Annotated in this window: 24 protein-coding genes; 7 read left to right on the plus strand and 17 right to left on the minus strand. The window is 67.8% G+C overall.

Annotation, left to right across the window (positions count from 1 at the left end; genetic code table 11):
• Positions 1–38: 38 nt before the first annotated feature.
• From D6860_RS11660 to purF, 3 genes are all read right to left on the minus strand, one after another.
• A complete protein-coding gene (locus D6860_RS11660; protein WP_076624788.1) occupies positions 39–302 on the minus strand; it encodes an amidophosphoribosyltransferase in 264 nt (87 codons plus the stop codon).
• 184 nt (positions 303–486) lie between these two features.
• On the minus strand, positions 487–804 hold the full coding sequence (locus D6860_RS11665; RefSeq protein WP_076624787.1) for a hypothetical protein: 318 nt from the start codon (positions 802–804) through the stop codon (positions 487–489).
• A 164-nt stretch (positions 805–968) separates the two neighbouring features.
• Positions 969–2,435 carry an amidophosphoribosyltransferase gene (gene purF / locus D6860_RS11670; RefSeq protein ID WP_076624786.1) on the minus strand — a complete coding sequence of 489 codons (1,467 nt, stop codon included), beginning with the start codon at positions 2,433–2,435 and terminating at the stop codon, positions 969–971.
• 222 nt (positions 2,436–2,657) lie between these two features.
• Between purF and D6860_RS11675 the strand changes: the two genes are divergently transcribed.
• Genes D6860_RS11675 through D6860_RS11685 form a run of 3 tightly spaced genes read left to right on the plus strand, consistent with a single transcriptional unit; the run spans position 2,658 to position 5,228 of the window.
• The gene (locus tag D6860_RS11675) at positions 2,658–4,094 is read left to right on the plus strand and encodes a cytochrome ubiquinol oxidase subunit I (protein ID WP_076624785.1); all 1,437 of its coding nucleotides are present in this window, start codon (positions 2,658–2,660) and stop codon (positions 4,092–4,094) included.
• A 13-nt stretch (positions 4,095–4,107) separates the two neighbouring features.
• Positions 4,108–5,124, plus strand: coding sequence for a cytochrome d ubiquinol oxidase subunit II (gene cydB, locus D6860_RS11680; RefSeq protein ID WP_076624784.1), 1,017 nt, complete (start codon positions 4,108–4,110; stop codon positions 5,122–5,124).
• Complete coding sequence (locus D6860_RS11685) at positions 5,124–5,228, plus strand: hypothetical protein (protein ID WP_017466991.1); 105 nt, start codon at positions 5,124–5,126, stop codon at positions 5,226–5,228. Before cydB ends, D6860_RS11685 begins: the two co-directional genes overlap by 1 nt.
• Positions 5,229–5,374: 146 nt before the next feature.
• Here D6860_RS11685 and D6860_RS11690 read toward each other — a convergent pair whose 3' ends face one another.
• The 8 genes from D6860_RS11690 to alr all read right to left on the minus strand — a co-directional run bounded on the left by D6860_RS11690 (position 5,375) and on the right by alr (position 11,923).
• Positions 5,375–5,947, minus strand: a complete 573-nt coding sequence (locus D6860_RS11690; RefSeq protein WP_076624783.1) for a CvpA family protein — start codon at positions 5,945–5,947, stop codon at positions 5,375–5,377.
• Positions 5,948–5,984: 37 nt separating this feature from the next.
• Positions 5,985–7,349, minus strand: coding sequence for a DNA repair protein RadA (radA, locus tag D6860_RS11695; protein ID WP_076624782.1), 1,365 nt, complete (start codon positions 7,347–7,349; stop codon positions 5,985–5,987).
• Between the two features lie 70 nt (positions 7,350–7,419).
• Positions 7,420–8,259 carry a DNA repair protein gene (locus tag D6860_RS11700; RefSeq protein ID WP_076625445.1) on the minus strand — a complete coding sequence of 280 codons (840 nt, stop codon included), beginning with the start codon at positions 8,257–8,259 and terminating at the stop codon, positions 7,420–7,422.
• A gap of 165 nt (positions 8,260–8,424) precedes the next feature.
• Positions 8,425–8,850: a paraquat-inducible protein A gene (locus D6860_RS11705; protein WP_076625444.1), complete on the minus strand. Its 426-nt coding sequence runs from the start codon at positions 8,848–8,850 to the stop codon at positions 8,425–8,427.
• Positions 8,851–8,872: 22 nt separating this feature from the next.
• Entirely contained in the window at positions 8,873–9,256 is a 384-nt protein-coding gene (locus D6860_RS11710; protein WP_076624781.1) for a hypothetical protein, read from the minus strand.
• Positions 9,257–9,265: 9 nt separating this feature from the next.
• Positions 9,266–10,012 carry an ABC transporter ATP-binding protein gene (locus tag D6860_RS11715; protein ID WP_076624780.1) on the minus strand — a complete coding sequence of 249 codons (747 nt, stop codon included), beginning with the start codon at positions 10,010–10,012 and terminating at the stop codon, positions 9,266–9,268.
• A gap of 94 nt (positions 10,013–10,106) precedes the next feature.
• Positions 10,107–10,889, minus strand: a complete 783-nt coding sequence (locus tag D6860_RS11720; protein ID WP_076624779.1) for an MlaE family ABC transporter permease — start codon at positions 10,887–10,889, stop codon at positions 10,107–10,109.
• Entirely contained in the window at positions 10,886–11,923 is a 1,038-nt protein-coding gene (gene alr, locus D6860_RS11725) for an alanine racemase (protein ID WP_076624778.1), read from the minus strand. The genes D6860_RS11720 and alr overlap by 4 nt, the downstream gene beginning before the upstream one ends.
• Before the next feature lie 195 nt (positions 11,924–12,118).
• Here alr and D6860_RS11730 point away from each other — a divergent pair, with 195 nt between their 5' ends.
• Entirely contained in the window at positions 12,119–12,670 is a 552-nt protein-coding gene (locus D6860_RS11730) for a GNAT family N-acetyltransferase (RefSeq protein WP_017468253.1), read from the plus strand.
• Positions 12,671–12,765: 95 nt separating this feature from the next.
• Here the strand turns inward: D6860_RS11730 and D6860_RS11735 are convergent, their stop codons facing one another.
• The 4 genes from D6860_RS11735 to D6860_RS11750 form a co-directional block, all read right to left on the minus strand.
• Positions 12,766–14,253 (minus strand): replicative DNA helicase, encoded by a 1,488-nt coding sequence (locus tag D6860_RS11735; protein ID WP_076624777.1) that lies wholly within the window; start codon positions 14,251–14,253, stop codon positions 12,766–12,768.
• Positions 14,254–14,488: 235 nt separating this feature from the next.
• Complete coding sequence (locus tag D6860_RS11740; RefSeq protein ID WP_076624776.1) at positions 14,489–15,169, minus strand: orotate phosphoribosyltransferase; 681 nt, start codon at positions 15,167–15,169, stop codon at positions 14,489–14,491.
• Positions 15,170–15,397: 228 nt separating this feature from the next.
• A complete protein-coding gene (gene pyrC, locus D6860_RS11745; protein ID WP_076625443.1) occupies positions 15,398–16,432 on the minus strand; it encodes a dihydroorotase in 1,035 nt (344 codons plus the stop codon).
• Positions 16,433–16,577: 145 nt separating this feature from the next.
• Positions 16,578–17,774, minus strand: a complete 1,197-nt coding sequence (locus D6860_RS11750) for a cytochrome b/b6 domain-containing protein (RefSeq protein WP_076624775.1) — start codon at positions 17,772–17,774, stop codon at positions 16,578–16,580.
• Between the two features lie 184 nt (positions 17,775–17,958).
• On the opposite strand from D6860_RS11750, the gene fabD reads away from it, so the two are divergent.
• From fabD to D6860_RS11765, 3 genes are all read left to right on the plus strand, one after another.
• The gene (fabD, locus tag D6860_RS11755; protein ID WP_076624774.1) at positions 17,959–18,900 is read left to right on the plus strand and encodes an ACP S-malonyltransferase; all 942 of its coding nucleotides are present in this window, start codon (positions 17,959–17,961) and stop codon (positions 18,898–18,900) included.
• A gap of 101 nt (positions 18,901–19,001) precedes the next feature.
• Positions 19,002–19,739, plus strand: coding sequence for a 3-oxoacyl-ACP reductase FabG (gene fabG / locus D6860_RS11760; RefSeq protein WP_076624773.1), 738 nt, complete (start codon positions 19,002–19,004; stop codon positions 19,737–19,739).
• 215 nt (positions 19,740–19,954) lie between these two features.
• On the plus strand, positions 19,955–20,188 hold the full coding sequence (locus tag D6860_RS11765) for an acyl carrier protein (RefSeq protein WP_017469623.1): 234 nt from the start codon (positions 19,955–19,957) through the stop codon (positions 20,186–20,188).
• A 227-nt stretch (positions 20,189–20,415) separates the two neighbouring features.
• Here the strand turns inward: D6860_RS11765 and D6860_RS11770 are convergent, their stop codons facing one another.
• Together D6860_RS11770 and mazG are read right to left on the minus strand one after the other, a co-directional pair.
• Positions 20,416–21,417: a Fe(3+) ABC transporter substrate-binding protein gene (locus D6860_RS11770; RefSeq protein ID WP_017468058.1), complete on the minus strand. Its 1,002-nt coding sequence runs from the start codon at positions 21,415–21,417 to the stop codon at positions 20,416–20,418.
• Between the two features lie 81 nt (positions 21,418–21,498).
• The gene (gene mazG / locus D6860_RS11775; protein ID WP_017468057.1) at positions 21,499–22,311 is read right to left on the minus strand and encodes a nucleoside triphosphate pyrophosphohydrolase; all 813 of its coding nucleotides are present in this window, start codon (positions 22,309–22,311) and stop codon (positions 21,499–21,501) included.
• Between the last annotated feature and the right edge of the window lies 1 nt (position 22,312).

Consider the following 22,312-nt stretch of genomic DNA (forward strand, 5'->3'; position numbering starts at 1 on the left):
CCTTGTCAACGCGTCAGCCCGCCGCGCGGGGGCCGCGTTCAGTTCACCTGCGGCAGGTCGAGCCAGTAGCCCTTGCCGTTGCGCGCGAGCGCGATGCGGGTCTCGTCGATCGCGACGACGCGGCGGTTGCCGACGCGATCCCCGACGCGCACCGAGGCGGTGCGTCCGCCGGGCAGCCGGACCAGCGCCCGGGGCGCAGAGTCGCGGCCGAAGATGCCCAGAAGGACGGGGCCCGAACGGGGAATGTCTGCGCGTTTCGTCGCGGTCGCGGCGACCGCCGGGGGTGTGCCTGCCTGTGACATGATGAGCTGTCTCCCATCTCTTGCGTTGTCGGTTCTGCCTTGGTCGGATCGAAATACAATCCCGGCGAAGGCCGGGAAAGCAGGCCTGCGCTCACGCTCGGGTGAGGTGCACGCGGGTGGCGAAAGGTCGCCTGCCGGTCGGCAGGCGGTCGCCACACCGTGACCCCGTCGGGGCGTGGCTGCGTCAGGAGGGCAGTTGAAGGCGGTGCGCGCGTCCGTTGACCCGGACCAGCAGCGAGTCGTCGTCGACCGCCACGATGGCGCGGCCCTCGATCCGGTCTCCGGCGCGGTAGGTTCCGGTGCGACCGTCGGGCGTGCGCACCAGCGCCTTGCGGTCGTCATCGGTGCCGAAGATTCCGAGCACGATGAGCGCCGAGGGGTTCAGGATGCTCTGCTTGGTGGCGAGCGACGCCGCGTCCCCGGTTTCGGGGCCAGTCTTCACGTAACGCGCCACATCGAGCTTGTCCGGCCGTGCGACCGGGCGCAAGGAGGAAGTCAGCATGTCGAAATCCCGTTCTGAGGTGGGTGGCCGCGGCCTGCCAATCCTGGTCCGCGGAGGCAGAGTTCTCGCTGTGCCGGCGCATGGCGCGGGCGGTCAGCGGCTCTGACAGGCTGCAGATGGCACCTGGAACGGGGTCGTGCAAGGGGAGGGGCCGAAGCCGCCGGTTACTCGGCGGCTTTCAGCTTGAATCCCTTCTCGATCATGTCCGCCGGCTCGACCGGGTATTCGCCGGAGAAGCAGGCGTCGCAGTATTGCGGGCAGCTGTTGTCGCGCCCGTCCGCCTCGCCGGCGGCGCGGTAGAGCCCGTCGAGCGAGATGAATTTCAGCGAGTCGACGCCGAGATGCGCGCACATCTCGTCTTCGGACATGGTGGCGGCGAGCAGCTTCTCGCGCTGGGGCGTATCGACGCCGTAGAAGCACGGCCAGGAGGTCGGCGGGCTGGCGATGCGGAAGTGCACCTCGGCGGCGCCGGCATCGAGGATCATCTCCTTGATCTTGCGCGAGGTCGTGCCGCGCACCACCGAGTCGTCGACGAGGATCACCCGCTTGCCGCGGATGAGCGCGCGGTTGACGTTGAGCTTGAGCCGCACGCCCATGTTGCGGATCTGCTCGGTCGGCTCGATGAAGGTCCGGCCCATGTACTGGTTCCGGATGATGCCCATGCCGTAGGGTATGCCCGACTCGTGCGCGTAGCCGATCGCCGCCGGGGTGCCGCTGTCGGGCACCGGGCAGACGAGGTCGGCCTCGACCGGGGCCTCGCGCGCAAGCTCAACGCCGATCTGGCGGCGGGTCTCGTAGACCGAGCGGCCACCGATGATCGAATCGGGGCGCGAGAAATAGACGTGCTCGAAGATGCAGAAGCGCGAGTTGCGGCTGCGGAAGGGCCGGGTGCTCTCGACGCCCTTCTCGGTGATGACCACCATCTCGCCCGGCTCGACCTCGCGCACGAACTCGGCGCCGATGATGTCGAGTGCGCAGGTTTCCGAGCTCAGCGCCCAGCCGTCACCGATCTTGCCGAGCACCAGCGGGCGGACGCCAAGGGCATCGCGCACGCCGATCAGCTTGGTGCGGGTCATGGCGACGACCGAAAAGGCGCCCTCGACCCGGCGCAGCGCGTCTTCCATCCGTGCCGGGATGTCGCGTTGCAGCGAGCGGGCCATCAGGTGGATGATGCATTCGCTGTCCGACGAGCTCTGGAAGATCGAGCCGCGCTCGATCAGCTCGCGGCGCAGGGCCTCGGCATTGGTGATGTTGCCATTGTGGGCGATCGCGGCGCCGCCCATCGAGAACTCGCCGAAGAAAGGCTGCACGTCGCGGATCGCGGCGCCCTTGGATCCGGCGGTGGAGTAGCGCACGTGGCCGATGGCCAGTGCGCCGGGCAGGGTTTCCATCAGCGACTGCTTGGTGAAGTTGTCGCGGACGTAGCCGAAACGACGGGCCGAGTTGAAACCGTGCTCGGGGGCGTAGGAGACGATGCCGCCGGCTTCCTGGCCGCGGTGTTGCAGCGCGTGAAGGCCTAGGGCAACGAAGTTCGCGGCATCGGAGACCCCGATGACACCGAACACGCCGCATTCTTCATGCAGCTTGTCACCGTCGACGGCATCGAAGTCGAAGGGATGGGCGGGGGGCATATGGCGCTCGGACAAGGGCAGCTCCGAATCCGGTATTGGGGAGATGTGCCCCCCACATACTGCCAAGGCGACGGAGTGTCACGGAAGGATCACAAAACTCCTGTGAGCGCCGCGTGACTGACAGGAACGTGATCCCGATGCGCGGCAACCTGCCGCAATTGCGCGGTGGCGGCCCGGTTCGCGAGCCCTAGGTGACTGGCCAAGTGCATGGGAGAGCGAAACATGGACACATTCCTAGGACTGGATGCAACGCTTCTGGCCCGGATTCAGTTCGGCTTCACGGTATCTTTCCACTTCATCTTTCCGTCGATCAGCATCGGGCTCGCGAGCTATCTGGCGGTTGTGAATGCCCTCTACCTGTGGCGAAAGGACGAGGTTTACCTGCGGATCTTCAACTACTGGGAGAAGATCTTCGCCATCGCCTTCGGCATGGGTGTGGTCTCGGGCATCGTCATGTCCTACCAGTTCGGCACCAACTGGTCGGGGTTCTCGGACCTTGCCGGGCCGGTGGTGGGGCCATTGATGGCCTACGAGGTGCTGACCGCCTTCTTCCTCGAGGCGGGCTTCCTCGGCATCATGCTCTTCGGTCGCAAGAAGGTCGGCCCGGGGCTGCACATGTTCGCCACCGCCATGGTCGCGGGGGGCACGGCGATCTCTGCCACGTGGATCCTGTCGGTGAACAGCTGGATGCAGACGCCACAGGGCTTCGGCATGAACGCCGACGGGCAGTTCATCCCCGAGGACTGGTGGCAGATCGTCTTCACGCCTTCTTTCCCGTATCGGCTCGCGCATACGCTCACGGCGGCCTACCTGACCACCGCCTTCATCGTCGGCGGCGTCGGTGCATGGCAGCTCCTGAGGGGGCATAGCCACAACGCGGTGGTGCGGCGGATGTTCTCGATGGCGATGTGGATGATCGTCGTCACCGCGCCGCTGCAGGTGATCCTCGGGCATGAGCACGGGCTCAACACCTACGAGCACCAGCCGACGAAGATCTCGGCCATGGAGGGCCATTTCGAGAGCCACCCGGACGGTGCGCCGCTGATCCTGTTCGGCATCCCCGACCAGGAGGCGGGCGAGATGCACTACGAAGTTTCGGTGCCGCACCTCAGCTCGGTGATCTTCGGGCTGGGCTGGAACGGCGGCATGGAGGGGCTCGACGTGGTGCCCGACGAGCAGGAGCCGCCCGTCGCGGTGGTGTTCTGGTCGTTCCGGGTGATGGTCGGCCTCGGCTTCCTGATGGTCGGCGCGGGGCTCTGGGGCCTCTGGACGCGCTGGCGCGGCAATCTCTACGCGACGCCGATGCTGTGGCGGACGATGGTCCTGATGGGGCCCTCGGGGCTGGTCGCGGTCATCGCCGGCTGGATCACCACCGAGGTCGGGCGGCAACCTTACGTGGTCTACGGCGAACTGCTAACCGCCGATGCGGTCTCGCCGATCGCCGCCAGTGCCGTGGGCTGGTCGCTCATCGCCTTCATCGTGATCTACTTCGCGGTGTTCGGGGCCGGTGTCGCCTATATCCTGCGGCTGATGCACAAGACGCCGGACCCTGTCGAGACGACGCCCGAGACCGGACCGGGGCCGACCCGCGCCGCCGGCATCACCCCGCAACAGCAGATCCTGACCGACAAGGGCCACGTCGCCCCGCAGGCGGAATGAGGAGGGCCTGACCATGGCAATCGACCTGACCACGGCATGGGCGCTGCTGCTCGCGCTCGCGGTGTTCATCTACGTCGTGCTCGACGGCTTCGACCTCGGGCTCGGCATTCTCTACCCGTTCTTTCCGACGAAGAAGGACCGCGACCTGATGATGAACTCGGTCGCGCCGGTCTGGGACGGCAACGAGACCTGGCTGGTGCTGGGTGGCGGCGGGCTTTTCGCGGCCTTTCCGCTGGCCTACGCGATCATCCTGACAGCGACCTATCCGCTCATCATCGCCATGCTGCTGGCGCTGGTGTTCCGGGGCGTGTCCTTCGAGTTCCGCTGGCGCTCGGGCAGCGGCTTCTCGCGCTGGCTCTGGGACGCCGGGTTCATCGGCGGATCGACCGTCGCGGCGATGTCTCAGGGCATGATCCTCGGCACGCTGTTGCAAGGCATCGAGGTCGAGGGCCGCAACTACGCCGGTGGCTGGTGGGACTGGCTTACGCCGTTCACGCTGCTCTGCGGGGTGTCGGTCGTGGTGGGCTACGCGCTGCTCGGCGCCTGCTGGCTCAACATCAAGACCGAGGGCGCGATCCAGGAGCGGGCACGTGGCATCGCCCGCGTCGCCGGACTGCTGACCGTGGCGGGTATCGTCGCGGTGAGCGCCGCGACACCGTTCCTCGAGACCGCCTACTTCGAGCGTTGGCTGGCGTGGCCGGGCATCCTCGAGGTGGCCATCGTGCCGGTGCTGGTGGCGGTCCTGACGCTGTGGCTCGCCCGTGCGCTGACCTCTGGCCGGGGTCCGGACTGGCTGCCGATGATCCTGTCGCTGGCGCTGTTCGGGCTGTGCTTCGTGGGGCTTGGCCTGTCGATGTGGCCGCATGTGATCCCGCCGGCCATCACGCTGCAACAGGCGGCAGCACCGGCGTCGTCGCAGCTCTTCATGCTGGTGGGTGCGGTGGTGCTGATCCCGATCATCCTCGGCTACACCGCCTATGCGTACTGGGTGTTCCGCGGGAAGCTCGATCCGGACGAGGGCTACCACTGATGGCGAGCCGGCTGAAGAAGATCGGCTGGTTCATCGTGCTCTACGCGGCCGGGATCCTCGTGGTCGGCAGCATTGCCTACCTGATCCGGCTGATGATCCTCTAGGATATCGACGGCGCATCCGGCGTTGTCCGGGCGTGCCCTGGGCCGAGGCGCTCACCGTCACACATCATCCCCAACGAAAAACGCGCGCAGCCGGAGCTGCGCGCGTTTCAGGAATGTCTATTGGTCCGGTGCCAAAGCCCTCGGGATCAGGCGTCGTTCGCGCCGGGGGCCTGGCAGACCGCAACAAGGTCTTCGTACTGCTGGGTGATCCAGCCGAGCGCCTGCTCGGGGTTCTGTGCCTCGATCCGGTCGGTGAAGCGCGAGAAGATCAGCGCCGAGCGCGAGTCGTCGATCATCGGCACGTCCTGCGCGGTGATCACCGTGTCGTAGACGAAGAAGGCGATGGCGACGAGCAGGATGCCGCGTGCGACGCCGAAGAGGAAGCCGATCCCCTGGTCGAGGCCGCCGAGCGCAGAGCGTTGCACCACGCTCGAGAAGACCGGCGTGAAGAGCGAAACGATGATCAGCGCCAGGGCCAGCACTGCGGCGAAGGCGGCGATCAGTGAAAGCTCGCAGCTGCCTTGCAGGAATTCGCCCACGACGGGGATCTCCTGCATGAGAGGCTGAGCCTGCGGGGCGAACATATAGGCCAAGATCGCCGCGACGACCCATCCCGCGATGGCGAGCGCCTCGCGCACGATGCCGCGCGAGTAGGCCAGCAGCGCCGACAGCACGATGACGACAGCGACCACGCCATCTACTACAGTGAAACCTTCCATCCGTTCCCGTCCCTTGTCGACCCTGTCTGCCCGAGCGTCATCCGGCGCCAAAGACCTCTCCAACCACGGCGGCGAGATCCGGCATCTCGGTGAGTGTCATGCCGCCGCCCTTGGCCTTTCCGCCGCGTGGCAGGATGGCCGTGGAGAAACCAAGTTTTTGCGCCTCTTTCAACCGGTTTTCAGTCTGCGCCACGGGGCGCAGCGCTCCGGAGAGGCTGATTTCGCCGAATACCACCGTTTCGGGCGGCAATGCCACATCCTCGCGCGCGGAAAGAAGCGCGGCCGCGACGGCGAGGTCGGCCGCCGGCTCGCTGATCTTCATGCCGCCGGCGACGTTGAGATAGACGTCGAGCCCCGCAAAGGGGATGCCACAGCGCGCTTCGAGCACCGCGAGGATCATCGCAAGCCGCCCGCCGTCCCAGCCGACGACCGTGCGGCGCGGTTGCGAGTGTGGCGAAGGTGCCACGAGCGCCTGGAATTCGACCAGCACCGGGCGCGTGCCCTCGATGCCCGAGAACACCACCGAGCCGGGCGCCGGGTTGCCGCGTTCCGACAGGAACAGCGCCGAGGGGTTGCCGATCTCGGACAGGCCGCCGCCGGTCATCTCGAAGACGCCGATCTCGTCGGCGGGGCCGAACCGGTTCTTCACGCTGCGCAGGATGCGGAACTGGTGGCCGCGCTCGCCCTCGAAGTAGAGCACCGTGTCGACCATGTGTTCGACGACGCGGGGGCCGGCGATCTGGCCGTCCTTGGTGACGTGGCCGACCATGATGACCGCAGTGTCGCGACCCTTGGCGAATGTCGTGAGCTCATGCGCGGCCGCCCGCACCTGTCCGACCGAACCCGGCGCCGAGCCGACGTTGTCGGCCCACATGGTCTGGATCGAGTCGACGATGACGAGGGCAGGGCGCTCGCGTTCGAGGGTGGTGATGATGTCGCGCAGGTTGGTCTCGGCGGCAAGCTTCACAGGGGCCTGCTCCAGCCCCAGCCGCTGCGCCCGCATCCGCACCTGGGCGCTGGCCTCCTCGCCGCTGGCATAGATCACCTTCAGACCGGCCTGCGCGAAGGCGGCGGCGGCCTGCAGCAGCAGCGTCGACTTGCCGATCCCCGGATCGCCGCCGACGAGGATCGCCGAGCCCGGCACCAACCCGCCGCCAAGCACGCGGTCGAGCTCGCCGATGGAGCAGGCGGTGCGCGGTGGCGGCGCTTCGGGATGTGACAGGTCGGTGAGTTTCGCGGCGCGTCCCTTGGCGGCGCCGAGCGTCTTGCCGGCCGGCCCGGAGGACAGCGGCGCTTCCTCGACGATGGTATTCCACTCGCCACAGGCTTCGCAGCGCCCCGACCACTTCGAGGTCGTGTTGCCGCAGGACTGACAGACGAAAGTGGAGGATGTGCGCGCCATTGCAGCCTTCTAGGCCGCGGCAGCCCGGAGGTGCAAGACCCCGCGACGCCACCGGGCTTCGGTCGTGGCGTTATTCGGCGGCGCGCTGCGTGACCATGGCGACGACACGCTGGTCGTCGCGCTCCTCGACGAAGGCGGCGTCGTTGTCGCGCACCCAGCCGGAGGGATGTTCGGACGGCGCGAGAGGCGCCTGCGCCACGGGCTCGGGCACGATCTCGGGCAGAATCTGTTCGAGTTCCTCGCACAGCCGGGCGAGCTGCGATTCCGCGACGTCTTCCTCGATCTCGACGCGATTGTGCCACTGGCGGATCTCGTTGGCGACGACCTTGGCCTCTTCGAGACGCACGGAGAAATCCGCGATTTCCTGCTGGCGCGCGGTCAGGAAATCCCGTGCCCGCTGCACGTTGCTGTCGGAGTAGACCTGCGCCAGCTCCTTGGAGACGTGGCTCATCTGGGCCGCGACCTCGAGCACCGAGGGTTCGAGATCCCCGAGATCGGGATGATCGCGCAGAAAGGCGATGCGTTCACGAACCGAGTCGAACTCCGACGACAGGGTAAAGACGCCCTCGCGGTCGGCACGATGCGCGGCGGAATAGGCGCGGGCCACGTCCTTCATGCGGATCTGGAAGTTTCGGTGCGATGTCTCAAGCGCCATGACGCGGGCGTTTGTGGGCAGGAAGAACATCATCCCGATGACCAGTGCGGTCAGCCCGACCTGGACGTAGTTCCCGGCGTCTTCGTATATCTGGCCACCGAACGCGAGCGGCATTTCGAGCCACGGAGTCTGACCCGCGGCGCAGGCGACGGTATAGGCCAGAAGGCCCAGCCCGAATGACAGGAGCAGAAGGAAGGTCACCCGCTGCATGATGTATTGAAGGAGCAGTCCGCCAGCGCGCAGTTGCGTGATCATCTTCAAAAGCCCCACGGAAATTGTTTTCGATCTAAATCACAACAGCAAGAATACGCCGAAGGTTGCGTTGCGACCTAGAAAATTTTTAACCAATGCTTATACGAGAACATTGCGCATCGACAATTCGGCCCGATTCCCGGGTGTTGTTTCCGTCTTGCGGGACGGTCAATCCCGGCGCTGGAACAGGGAAAGCACCAGCGAGGCGAGCACGCAGCCGCTGAACAGGTAGAGGCCCCAGGCGGTCTCGATGCGCCCGATGCCGATGCCTTTCACCGCCGTGATGTAGAGCGCGATCAGGAAGATGTCGGCCATCGCGAGCTTCCCCAGAAGGTTCAGCGCGACCAGCGCCCGTCGGCCCAGCAGACCGAACTGGACGAGCGAGAGGCCGATGGTCTTGGCCAGCGGCGCGATGAGCGCAAAGAGCGCGACAAGCACCGCGAGGAAGATTTCCGTCTGCCAGAGGGCACGCAGCCCGGTGAGCACGCTGATCTCTTCCAGCCCGAAGAGCGGCAGCAGGCCGGCCCGCAGCAGCGGTGCCGTCCAGGCGACAGGGTAGAGAACCAGCAGCGCGAGATTCGCGGCCTTCAGCAGGGCAGCCGTGCGCGGCACCGTCTCAGACGATCATGGTCGCGACCCAGAGGCCGACCAGCACCCACAGAAGCGCGATATGGGCGAAATCGAGCCCCCGCATCCGCTTGCCGGGCAGGTAGGCGCTGATCGCGAGGAACAGCGACGGGATCAACAGCGGCAGCATGCCGTTGCCCATCTGCATGAGCTGCGCGAGCCTCGGGTAGAGCGCCCCCTGCGGCGTCCCCGCGACCGGTGCGAGCAGGATCGCGGCTTCGGCCACGGCCAGCAGCAGTGCGAGGCCCGCGACGATCCGCGAGGCGCCACGCGCGGTCAGCACGCGGGCGAGCGCCAGCGCGGCGATCAGCTCGAGGAAGACGAAGCGCTTGAACACGAGGAAGGCGAGCAGGACAGGGCTTGGTTCGAACATCGGCGGAAGTTACCTCACGGCCTCGATCGGGCCCTCGGCGCGCCCGTGGATGAACTGTTGCAGGTAGGGATCGGCGGCGGTGTCCATCTGCGCGACGGGGCCGGTCCACTTGATGACACCGTCATGCAGCATCGCCACGTCGTCGGCAATGGCCCTCACCGAGGTCATGTCATGGGTGATGGTCATCGCGGTGGCGCCCATCTCGGTGACGATCTCGCGGATCAGCTCGTTGATGACGCCGGCCATGATCGGATCGAGCCCGGTGGTGGGCTCGTCGAAGAAGATGATCTCGGGGTCGGCGGCGATGGCGCGGGCAAGGCCGACGCGCTTCTGCATGCCGCCCGACAGCTCCGCCGGAAAGGCATCGGCCACGTCCGGGGTGAGCCCGACGCGGCGCAGCTTCTCGATGGCGATCTCGCGCGCCTCGCGCTTCGGGCGCTTCAGCGCGCCGCGCAGCAGCCGGAAGGCGACGTTCTGCCAGACCGGCAGCGAGTCGAAGAGCGCGGCGCCCTGAAACAGCATCCCGAACCGCGCGAGAAAGGCGTCGCGGTCGCCCTCGTGCACGTCGCGCCCGTCGACGGTAATGCGCCCCGCATCCGGCTCGATCAGCCCGAGGATGCATTTCAGCAGCACCGACTTGCCGGTGCCCGATCCGCCGATGATGACCATCGAGGTGCCCCGGGCAATCGACAGGTCGACGCCGCGCAGGACAGGCTTGGGGCCGAAGCTCTTGGAAACGCCTTCGAGGGTGATCACGTCGCCGGCTCCGTCAATAGGGTGCCACGGCGAGGGCGATCCCGTCTGGAGGCATGTCGTTGCCCGGCGTGTGCGTGGGGGATGACGAGGCCGCTCATACCGAGAAGAACACCCCCGTCAGCAGGAAGTTGGCGGCGAGGATCAGCACGGCGGCGGCCTCTACCGAGCCCTTGGTCGCGCGGCCCACGCCCTGCGCGCCGCGCCCCGAGGTCATGCCGTAGTAGCACCCCATGAGCGCCGCGATGCCGCCGAAGGCGCAGCCCTTGACCAGCGAAGAGATCACGTCGAGCGGTTCGAGGAAATCCACGGTGTTCTTCAGGTAGGCCGCCGGGTTGAAGCCCAGCGAGCCGGTGGCGACGACATAGCCGCCGAAGATGCCGATCACGTCGCCCACCGCCACCAGCAGCGGCACCACGATCAGCGCCGACAGCAGGCGCGGCGCGACGAGATACTTCATCGGATGGGTCGAGAGAGTCACCAGCGCGTCGATCTGCTCGGTGACCTTCATCGTCGCGATCTCGGCGGCGATGCTCGAGGTCACCCGCGCGGCGATCATCAACCCCACCAGCACCGGCCCGAGCTCGCGCACCATGCCGATGCCGACGATCTGCGGCACCACCGCCTCGGCGTTGAACCGCGCGCCGCCCGAGTAGATCTGCAGCGCCAGCGCGCCGCCGGTGAACACTGCCGTCAGCCCGACGACCGGCAGCGACAGCCAGCCGATCTGCAGGAGCGCGTTCAAGAACTCGCGGCCGTAGAAGGGCGGCCGCAGCAGGTGCGTGACCGCCGACAGCGCGAAGAGCGCCACGCGCCCGACCGAGGCCAGCGCGTTCAGAACCGCGCGGCCGAGCAGGGCGAGGGGCAGGGTGGGGCTCATGCGCCGGTGTAGGTCCGCGCGTAGCGGCTGCCGAGCGAGGTCAGCACCTCGTAGCCGATGGTGCCGATGGCGTCGGCGACCTTGTCGATGGTCTGGTGCGGCCCGAGCAGCTCGAGATGGCGCGGCATCTCCTTCACCGCCGTCACGTCGACGGTGATCAGGTCCATCGAGACCCGCCCGAGGATCTTGCAGCGCGTCTCGCCGGCCCAGAAATAGCCCTTTTGCGCCAGTGCCCGGTGCACGCCGTCGGCATAGCCCGCCGACAGGGTCGCCACCCTGGTCGGCACCCGCGCGACCCAGGCGTTGCCGTAACCCACGGATTCGCCCGGTGTGACCTCGCGGGTCTGGATCACCGGCACCAGCAGTTCCACCACGCGCTGCGCGTCGGCGAAGGGCATGCCGCCGTAGACGCCGATGCCGGGGCGGGTGACGTCGAAGTGGTAGTCCTCGCCCATCAGGATGCCGCCGGTGGCCGACAGCGAGCGCGGCACGTCGATGCCGTCGGTCATCTCGCGGAAGGTGCGCAGCTGGAAGGCGCTCATGCCGTGCTCGGGCTCGTCGGCACAGGCGAGGTGCGACATGATGAGCACCGGGTTCTGCGCCAGCGCGATGTCGCGCAGCGCCGACCATTCGGCAGGCTCCATCCCGAGCCGGTTCATGCCCGAGTCGAGCTGGATGCCGAACGGGTGGCCCGGCAGCGCCTCGACGTGGCGCAGCATCTGGTCGATCGAGTTCAGCATCGGCGTGAGGCGGGCGTCGCGCAGCAGGTCGGCGTCGCCCTCCATGTGGCCGCCGAAGACGCAGATCTCGGGGCCCGGCCCGAGGATGCGGCGCAGGCGCACGCCCTCCTCGGCGATGGCGACGAAGAAGCGCCGTGCGCCTTCCTCGGCCAGCGCCGGGGCGACCTTGTCCATCCCCAGCCCGTAGGCATCCGCCTTGACGACGGCGCCGGCCTCGCCGGTCGTGAGTTTCGCGAGCGCGCGCCAGTTGGCGCGGATCGCGGCGAGGTCGATCGTGAGCTGTGCCTGTGCCATGGTCTGCTTGGAATACGAAGCCGCGGCGGGGTCAAGAGGGAATGCGGGCAAGGCCATGCCCGAGCGCGCCGACGTGGCCTTCGCGGGCGGTCCGGGCGCTCTCTAAGCGCAACGGTCCGGCGATGTCGGGGCTTGCCCGATCCGCCGCGATGGCCGACACGTCCCGGAGACCCTGCGCCGCACGACGGAGACCCGATGCAACGCTCACAACCCTTCAGCCGCGCGCGGTTGCGTCCTGCGCGCCCGGAAGATGCCGCGAGCCTTGCGGCGATCTCGATCGAGGTCTGGCTTGGCACCTACATCCGCCACGGCGTCAGCACGGCCTTCGCCGACCATGCGCTCTCCACCTTCACCGCCGGAAACCTCCGGGCGATGATCGAGCGGCCCGGCGCGTGGGTGCTCGTCTCCGAGAACGATGACGGCCCCGACGGCTTCATTCGCCTGACCTCCGGCGCTCCCGCACCGGTTCCCGCATGTTCGGAACTCGAGATCGCGACCTTCTACGTGCAGCCGCGCCACCAGGGGCACGGCAAGGGCCGCGCGCTGCTCGCCGCAGCGCTGCGCCATGCGCGCGAGACGGGCCATGCGTCGGTCTGGCTGACGACGAATTCCGAGAACGCGCCGGCCATCGGGTTCTACCTGTCGCAGGGCTTCGAGAAAATCGGCACCACGCACTTCCGCATCGGCGCCGAGGCCTATCCGAACGATGTCTACCGGCTGCTGTTTCCGCCCGCAGGTCCGGTCTGAACAGGGCTCCACAAGGACGCGCAGCGCCCAAGCTCGAGCGCAACGAAAAAGGGGCGGTCGCCGACCGACCCCGCCTTCTTTCGGATCACGGTGGATCAGAAGCCTTCGCCGCCGTCCTGCTGCCAGGGCTTCACGAGGTTGCCGAAGCGGGTGAACTGGCTCTCGAACGCAAGCTCCACCGTGCCGATCGGGCCGTGACGCTGCTTGCCGATGATCACCTCGGCCTTGCCGTGCAGGCGGCTCATGCGCTCCTGCCACGACGCCATTTCGTCGAGCCGGTCATCCGAGGGCTTCTCGCGTTCGACGTAGTATTCCTCGCGGAACACGAACATCACCACGTCGGCGTCCTGCTCGATCGAACCCGATTCCCGCAGGTCCGACAGCTGCGGACGCTTGTCGTCGCGGCTCTCGACCTGGCGCGACAGCTGCGACAGCGCGATGACGGGGATGTTGAGTTCCTTGGCGATGGCCTTGAGACCCATCGAGATCTCGGCGATTTCCTGCACCCGGTTGTCGGCGGTGCCGCGCAGCAGCTGCAGGTAGTCGACGATGATCAGGTCGAGCCCATGCGTCCGCTTCAGCCGCCGTGCCCGTGCCGCGACCTGGCTGATCGGCAGGGCCGGGGTGTCGTCGATGAACAGCGGGCAGGCTTCGAGCTCCTTGGCGGCGTCGACGAAGCGGCGGAACTCCTTCTCGTCCATGTCGCCCTGGCGGATCTTGTGGCTCGAGATCTCGGAGGCCTCGGCAAGGATCCGGCTGGCGAGCTGCTCGGCGCTCATCTCGAGGCTGAAGAAGCCCACCACGCCGCCGTCGATGGCGCCCTCGCTGCCGTCGGGCCGCTGGCCGCGCTTGTAGGCCTTGGCGATGTTGAAGGCGACGTTGGTTGCCAGCGACGTCTTGCCCATCGACGGGCGCCCGGCGAGGATCAGCAGGTCCGACGGGTGCAGACCGCCGAGCTTCTTGTCCATGTCGGTGAGCCCGGTCGAGATGCCGGCAAGGCCACCGTCACGCTGGTAGGCGGCGTTGGCCACGTTCACCGCGTCGGTCACCGCGCGCAGGAAGCTCTGGAAGCCGCCCTCGGCCTGGCCCTGCTCGGCAAGCTTGTAGAGCGCCTGTTCCGCCTCGACGATCTGCTCGCGCGGCTCGCTCTTCACATCGACCTTGGCGGCCTTGTCGGCGATGTCGCGACCAAGCCGGATCAGGTCGCGGCGGACCGCGAGATCGTAGATCATCTGCGCGTAGTCGCGTACCGCGAAGCTCGAGACCGCGGCGCCGGCCAGCCGCACGAGGTAGGACGGCCCGCCAAGTTCCTTGAGGCCCTCGTCGTCCTCCATGAACGCCTTGAGCGTCACCGGGGAGGCGAGGTTGTTCTTCGCGATCCGCGCCGAGGCGATCTCGAAGATGCGCTGGTGCACCGGTTCGAAGAAATGACCGGCGGTGAGAATCGCCGCGACCCGGTCGTAGACGTCGTTGTTGGTCAGGATCGCGCCGAGCAGCTGCTGCTCGGCCTCGATCGAATGCGGCATGGTCTCGGCCTGCTCGACCTCGAGACCGGTCGGATTGAAGACGCTGTGATCGTTCATTGCTCTGCCCCTGCTTCCCGTCTGCGCGCGTGTCCCGATGGTTGGGGCGTCATAGCCCTGCCGGACCCGCCGACCAATCGGGATTTCTCTGTGGAAAACCGCCGGGATAAGGCGGTGGATGACACGGTTGCCCCGCGTTCGCCCTGACATATCGTAGCACAGGCCGGGATCACCGCAACATCTGGCGCGCGTGGTCGATTCGATCCGGTGTTATCCACCGCTCGCCGATGAAACCCTATGCGCCGTTTTCCGCCTGCCACTTGCGCGGGTCGGCCAGGAAGGCCTCGACCGCCGCCAGCGTCTCGGCGTCGAAGCCGCCGCGCGCCTTCGCCTCGGCCAGCACGTCGTGCCAGGTGCAGAGGTAATGCAGCGACACGCCGTGGTCGCCCAGCGTCTGCGTGGTCTCGGGGAAGATGCCGTAGTAGAAGATCACCGCCGTATGCGCACAGGTCGCCCCGGTCTCGCGGATCGCGTCGACGAAACTCAGCTTCGAGCCGCCGTCGGTGGTCAGGTCCTCGACCAGCAGCACCCGCTGGCCCTCGGTCATCACGCCCTCGATGCGGGCGTTGCGACCGTATCCCTTGGGCTTCTTGCGCACGTAGGTCATCGGCAGCGCCAGCCGCTCGGCGACCATGGCCGCGAAGGGGATGCCCGCGGTCTCGCCGCCGGCGATGTTGTCGAACGCCTCGAAGCCGGCGTCGCGCATCACCGTCACCGCAAGGAAATCCATCAGCGTAGACCGCACGCGCGGGAAGGAGTTCGGCTTGCGGCAGTCGATGTAGACCGGCGACGGCAGTCCGGAGGCCAGCTTGAACGGCTCGCCACCCTCCATGAAATGAACCGCGCCGATCTCCCACAGCATCCGCGCGGTCAGCCGGGCCATTTCTTCTTTGGCGGGATAGGACGAGGGGATCATCGGGCGCACTCCTGCATGTAAGACCGCGCCCCCTCTAGCGCGAAAGCCCGCCGGCTTGGAAGACCGCACGGGGCGCAGACGCTTGGAAAAGCACTCCCGGCCGAGGCCGGCCTCCGCGCCGCGCCCGCCGCTTCTTCTCTTTTCAAATACCCTCGGGGTGAATGGGCGCGGCACGCGCCCAGAGGGGCAGCGCCCCTTGCGGGGCGGGCCGCAGGCCCGCAACGCCTCTCAGCCGACGGACCAGTGCAGCGGGAAGCCCGGATCGAAAAGCGTGACCGGCCCGTCGCCGGTCTGCAGTTTCGGCGGGTAGGCGACCGCCGGCCCCTTGCTCAGGGTCACCGTGTCGGCGTTGGGCTCCAGCCCGTAGAAGGCCGGACCATTGAGCGAGGTGAACGCCTCGAGCCGGTCGAGCGCGCCCGCCGCCTCGAAGACCTCGGCGAGGATCGACAACGTATTGGTCGCGGTGAAGCAGCCGGCGCAGCCGCAGGCGCTTTCCTTGTTGGGGTCGGTATGCGGTGCACTGTCGGTGCCGAGGAAGAAACTCGCATCGCCGCTGGTGGCGGCCGCGACGAGGGCCTCGCGGTGGCTCTCGCGCTTGGCGACCGGCAGGCAGTAGTAGTGCGGCTTGATGCCGCCGACGAGGATGTGGTTGCGGTTGATCACCAGGTGATGCGTGGTGATCGTGGCACCGAGCGTGTCGCCGCCCGCCCGCGCGTAGTCGACGCCGTCCTTGGTGGTGATGTGTTCCATGACCACGCGCAACCCCGGCGTGGCACGGCGGATCGGGTCGAGTACGCGGTCGATGAACACCGCCTCGCGGTCGAAGATGTCGATGTCGGCGTCGACGACCTCGCCGTGCACGCAGAGCGGGATGCCGTGTTCGGCCATGGTCTCGAGCACCGGGCGGACCTTGTCGAAATCGCGCACGCCCGAGGCCGAGTTGGTGGTGGCGCCTGCAGGGTAGAGCTTCACCGCGGTTACGATGCCCTCGGCATGGGCGCGGGCGACGTCGGCGGGGTCGGTTTCCTCGGTGAGGTAGAGCGTCATCAACGGCGTGAAGCCGCTGCCCTCGGGAATCGCCGCGCGGATGCGCTCTCGGTAGGCCTCGGCCTGGGCGCCGGTCACCACCGGCGGCACGAGGTTGGGCATGATGATCGCGCGTCCGAAATGGCGGGCGGTCTCGGGGGTCACGGCGCGCAGCACCGCGCCGTCGCGCAGGTGCAGGTGCCAGTCATCGGGGCGTCGGAGCGTGATCTGGGTCATGCGGTCGGCGATAGCACGGCGCGTGTGGGTCGGGAAGAGGCAAGGGGGCTCTGCCCCCGCCCGCGCCTGCGCGCGGTCTCCCCCGAGGGTATTTTTCGAACCGGAGAAGACCATGGGGGCGTCTCTGGCCCCCGGCGGTGGCGGGTCAGTCGGCGGCGCGCGTCGCGGTGAGATCAATGATCGCCTGCACCTCGTAGCCGAGCTGGTCTGGATCGCTCATGCCCTCGCCGATGGCATAGTTGCGGCGGTCGAGCGTGGTGCGCCCCTCCATCCGCGCGGTGTCGCCGTCGAGTTCGAGGCTGAAGGGCAGGGTGACCGGAGCCTCGGCGCCCTTGAGAGCGAGCGTGCCCTGGGCCTCGTAGCCGTCCTCGAGCTTTACGAGATCGGCGGTGAAGGTCGCGGTCGGGTGGCTCTCGGCGGCGAAGAAGTCGGGCCCGAGCGCCTGGCTGGTGACCGATCCGAGGGTCAGCGAGGGGATCGAGATGGTCACCTCGACCTCGCCGGCCTTGCCGGGCGCGTCGGGCTCTTCGAAGGTGATGGCGGCGGTCCACTCGGAGAAGCTGCCGGTGATCTCCTTGCCCATCTGCCGGACGTGGATGGCGAGGGTGCCCTCTTCGACGGTCCAGTCGCTCGGGGCTTCGGCGAGGGTGGGGCTCTCGCCGTTTTCGGGCTCCGTGAAGTAGCCGGCCGCCGCCGCGCCGCCGAGCACCGCCAGCCAGGCGCCGAGGGCAAGGGCGGCCGGTCCTGCGAGACCGTGCGCGTGTTGGGGCTGTCCCGCAGGCGTGCCCCGGGCCATGCGGGAGAGGGTGGCGTCGCGATCGACGGCGGCGTGTTTCAGGGCCCCCGCCACGTGCAGGACCAGCGCCCCCACCAGCACCCACTGGGCGAGGAAGTGAACGGTCGCGGCGGTTTCCGCGAGGCCGGGATCGTTCGGCACCAGCGGCAGGTCCTGTCCGAAGGGCCAGAGGATCGGTGCGAAACCGTCGGTCGCCGCGTGTTCGATCCATCCCGAGAGCGGCACCACCACCAGCGCCGCGTAGAGCGCCCAGTGCACCGCCTCGGCAAGCAGCGTCTCGGCGCGGCGCTCGGGGTGCAGGGGGGCCGGTTTCGGCTGGGTGACGGCCCAGCCGATGCGGCCGAGCGCGAGGAAGAAGAGCACCACGCCGAGGGTCTTGTGGGCCGAGAACAGCGCGCTCTTCAGGGCGATCTGGTCGGAGTCCTGCATCGGCGCGAGATGGGCGATCCAGCCGAGCGGGATCATCAGCAGGATGCCGAGCGCGATCAGCCAGTGAAAGCTGCGCGCGACGCGGCCGTAGGCGGTGGGGGTGTTCGCGAGGGGCATGGGGCGGGGCTCCTGTCGGACCAGAGGGGCGCTTCTTGGGTTCGCTCGTAAGTAGCCGCGCCGCGGCTGAGCGCAATTGCGAAGCGGCGCACAGGGGTCGTGCGGGGGCGTTGCGAAAGGCGACCGGGAAAGGTATTGGAGGCGCCCAACACGTCAATTCCAGAACAGAGAGCGGAGGCAAGCCATGTCGCGAGCATTCATTTTCCCGGGCCAGGGCGCCCAGGCGATCGGCATGGGCCGGGCGCTGGCCGAGGCCTACCCGGCGGCGAAGGCGGTGTTCGACGAGGTCGACGCGGCGCTCGGCGAGAGCCTGTCCTCGTTGATCTGGGAGGGTGAGGCGGAGACGCTCACGCTGACCGCGAACGCCCAGCCGGCGCTCATGGCGACCTCGATTGCGGCGCTGCGCGCGCTCGAGGCGGAGGGCATCGAGGTCGGATCGGCCGCCTTCGTGGCCGGTCATTCGCTGGGGGAATACTCGGCGCTGACCGCCGCCGGCGCGCTGAGCGTCGCCGATGCGGCGCGGCTGCTGCGGACCCGCGGACGCGCGATGCAGGAGGCGGTGCCGGTCGGCGAGGGCGCGATGGCGGCGCTGCTGGGGCTCGACCTCGAGGCGGCGCAGGAGGTGGCCTTCGAGGCCACGGTGCCGGGCGAGGTCTGCGCGGCCGCCAACGACAACGACCCCGGGCAGGTGGTCATCTCGGGCAGCAAGGCCGCGGTCGAGCGTGCCGTCGAGATCGCCAAGGGCAAGGGTGCCAAGCGGGCGGTGATGCTGCCGGTGAGCGCGCCGTTCCACTGCGAGCTGATGGCACCCGCCGCCGAGGTCATGGCCGAGGCGCTCGCCGGTGTCGAGATCAAGGCGCCGTCGGTGCCGCTGGTTGCCAACGTGCGCGCCGGGGCGGTCACCGACCCCGCCGAGATCCGCACCCTGCTGATCGAGCAGGTCACCGGCGCGGTGCGCTGGCGCGAGTCGGTCGAGTTCATGGTCGCCGAGGGCGTCACCGAGTTCTGGGAAATTGGCGCGGGCAAGGCGCTGTCGGGCATGGTGCGCCGCATCCACCGCCCGGCCACGGTGCAGAACATCGGCACGCCGGAAGACATCGCGAAGGCGCTTGCCGCGGCCGACTGAGGGCTGCCGGCGCGGCGCGGGCAATATCCTTGCCTCGCGCCGGGCCGGATGCGATACGCGGGCGCAACACATCGAAACGGACCAGAGAGGCAAGGCGAGCCATGTTCGATCTCACAGGGAAATGCGCGCTGATCACCGGGGCCTCCGGCGGCATCGGCGGAGCCATCGCGAAAGCGCTGCACCAGGCGGGCGCCACTGTCGGCCTGTCGGGCACCCGCGAGGCACCGCTGCAGGCGCTGGCCGACGAGCTCGGCGAGCGGGCCTTCGTGCTGCCGTGCAACCTGAGCGACCCGGAGGCCGTGGCGGCGCTGCCGAAGCAGGCCGCCGAGGCGATGGGCGCGGTCGACATCCTCGTGAACAACGCCGGCATCACCCGCGACAACCTTTTCATGCGGATGTCGGACGAGGAATGGCAGTCGGTGCTCGACGTGAACCTCACGGCGACGTTCAAGCTCTGCAAGGGCGTGATGCGCGGCATGATGAAATCGCGCTGGGGCCGCATCGTGAACATCTCGTCGGTGGTGGGCGCCACCGGCAACCCCGGGCAGGGCAACTATGCCGCCGCCAAGGCGGGCATGGTCGGCATGTCGAAGTCGCTGGCCTACGAGGTCGCGAGCCGTGGCATCACCGTGAACGCCGTTGCGCCGGGCTTCATCGAGACCGCGATGACCGACAAGCTCAACGACGAGCAGAAGGGGGCGATTCTGAACCAGATCCCCACCGGACGCATGGGCACCCCCGAGGAGATCGCCGCCGCTGTGCTCTATCTCGCGAGCGCCGAGGCTGCCTATGTGACCGGCAGCACGCTGCACGTGAACGGCGGCATGGCGATGCTCTGACCGACGTCCCGGCAAGGGTGTCGAAAGCATTTGCCAAGACGTGGCCTTGTGATATAGGCCCGCAAGAAATTGGCCGGGGGGCGCGGTATACGCGCTGCAAGGCCGTTCCCGGATCACCGGGATGAGCTGCCCGGAACGGGCAAAATCAGCCGCCACCCCGGTGGGGCGAGGGCAGAACGGGGCCGCGGGGCCCAGAGAAATGTGAGGACGGATTAATGAGCGATATCCCTGATCGCGTGCGCAAGATCGTTGTCGAACACCTCGGCGTCGAAGAAGACAAGGTGACCGAGAGCGCCTCGTTCATCGACGACCTGGGCGCGGACAGCCTCGACACCGTCGAGCTGGTCATGGCCTTCGAGGAAGAGTTCGGCATCGAGATCCCGGACGACGCAGCCGAGACCATCCAGACCTTCGGCGACGCGGTCAAGTTCATCAAGGAAGCCCAGTAAGGGTTTCTCCGGACCGATACGTGTCTTGAGACGGCGTCCCCAGCGGGCGCCGTTTTTCTTTTGGGCGCCGATGTTTCGTGACGGGGACGCCGCTCGCTCCCTGAAGGAGCGTCGCCCCGCCCACCGTCCCGCAGCAGGAGCGGTCACGAAAAAAGAGCGGCCCCCTCGGGAGCCGCTCCTGCGATGGTGTGATGGCCGCCCCGGTGGAGCGGTCGGGCCGCGACGACTCAGCCGTCGAAATCGACCTCTTCGATAAGGCGCAGCGCGTCGGGGCGCAGGTCGGCCAGATCCATGAGGTTCACGTCGTCGGCCTCGAAGCTGCCCCAGCTCTGCACCAGTTCGTCGGCCTCGGTGCCGGGCGCGATGGGGTACTCGTAGTTGGCGTGGGCGTAGACTTCCTGCGCCTCGGGCGAGGACAGGAATTCCATCATCTTAAGCGCGTTCTCGCGGTTCGGTGCCGACTTGGTCATCGCCACGCCCGAGATGTTCTCATGGGTGCCGCCGCCCTCGAAGACCGGGAACAGCACGTTCGCGGAGTCGGCCCATTCCTTCTGCTCGGGATCCTCCAGCATCTTGCCCATGTAATAGGTGTTGCCGAGCGCAAGGTCGCATTCGCCGGCCCAGATCGCCTTGACCTGCGCGCGGTCGTTGCCCTGCGGCTTGCGTGCGAGGTTGGCCTTGAGGCCCTCCAGCCACTCCTTCGTCTCTTCCTCGTTGTGGTGGTAGAGGTGTGCCGCCACCAGCGCGACGTTGTAGGGGTGGGTGCCCGAGCGGGTGCAGATGCGGCCTTTCCACTTCGGATCGGCGAGATCCTCGTAGGTGGTCACCTCGAGCGGATCGACGCGGTCCTTCGAGGCGTAGACGATGCGCGCGCGCGTTGTCAGGCCGAACCACTCGTTGCCGGGGTCGCGATACTGCTCGGGCACGTTCTCTTCCAGCACCTCGCTCTCGACCGGCTGGGTCACGCCGGCGTTGACGATGGCCGACAGCCGCGAAATGTCCACGGTGAAGACCAGGTCGGCGGGCGAGCGGTCGCCCTCGGCCTGCAGCCGCTCGACCATGCCGCTGCTCAGGTAGGCGACGTTGACCTCGATGCCGGTGGCCTCGGTGAAGGCGTCGGTGAGCGGCGCGAGCAGTTCGGGCTGGCGATAGGAGTAGAGGTTCACTTCCTGTGCGAGCGCCGGGCCGGCGGCGGCGATCAGGGCGAGGGTGGCGGGTGCAAGGCGCATGTAAGGTCTCCATTCCTGCGGATTGCAATCGCGTGGACATAATCCGATAAAAACACTCGGGTCAATGCCTGAGCGGAATACTCAGCATTTCGCGGCCTTTTCCCGCGCCTTGGCCGCATCCCAGAGCCTGTCCATCTCGGCAAGATCGCTGTCCTCGGGCCGGCGACCCTCGGCTGCGAGCGCGGCCTCGATGGCCCCGAAGCGGCGCGTGAACTTGGCGTTGGCGGCGCGCAGGGCGGCCTCGGGGTCGATGTCCATGTGCCGCGCGAGGTTGGCCATGACGAACAGCAGGTCGCCGAACTCCTCCTCGACGTGGTCGGGGTCTGTGGCCTCGCGTAGCTCCTGCGCTTCCTCGACGATCTTGTCGATCACCTCGTCGGTCGAGGGCCAGTCGAAGCCCACCCGCGCCGCGCGCTTCTGAAGCTTCACCGCGCGCAGCAGCGCGGGCAGGCCCATGGCGACACCGTCGAGAACGCCCTTTTCGGCTTTGGCGGCCCGTTCGGCAGCCTTGATCGTCTCCCAGTCGCGGGTCTGCTGCTCGGGGCTCTTGTCGTTCGACTCCTCCCCGAACACATGCGGATGCCGCGCCACCATCTTGTCGGACATGGTGTCGGCCACCTCGTCGAAGGTGAAGAGCCCGCGCTCCGCCGCCATCTGCGCATGGAACACCGACTGGAACAGCAGGTCGCCAAGTTCCCCCTTGAGCTCGCCCCAGGCCTCGCGTTCGATGGCGTCGGCGACCTCGTAGGCTTCCTCGATGGTGTAGGGCGCGATGGTGCCGAAGTCCTGCGCGATGTCCCACGGACAGCCGGTATCTGGATCGCGCAGCCGCCGCATGATCTCGAGCAGCCGTGGCATCCCGCCGTTCGGATCGTGGATCAGATCGTCGCTCATG

The organism is Salipiger sp. D13 (assembly GCF_003703915.1).
In the GTDB taxonomy this organism is placed as follows: Bacteria; Pseudomonadota; Alphaproteobacteria; order Rhodobacterales; family Rhodobacteraceae; genus Salipiger; species Salipiger profundus.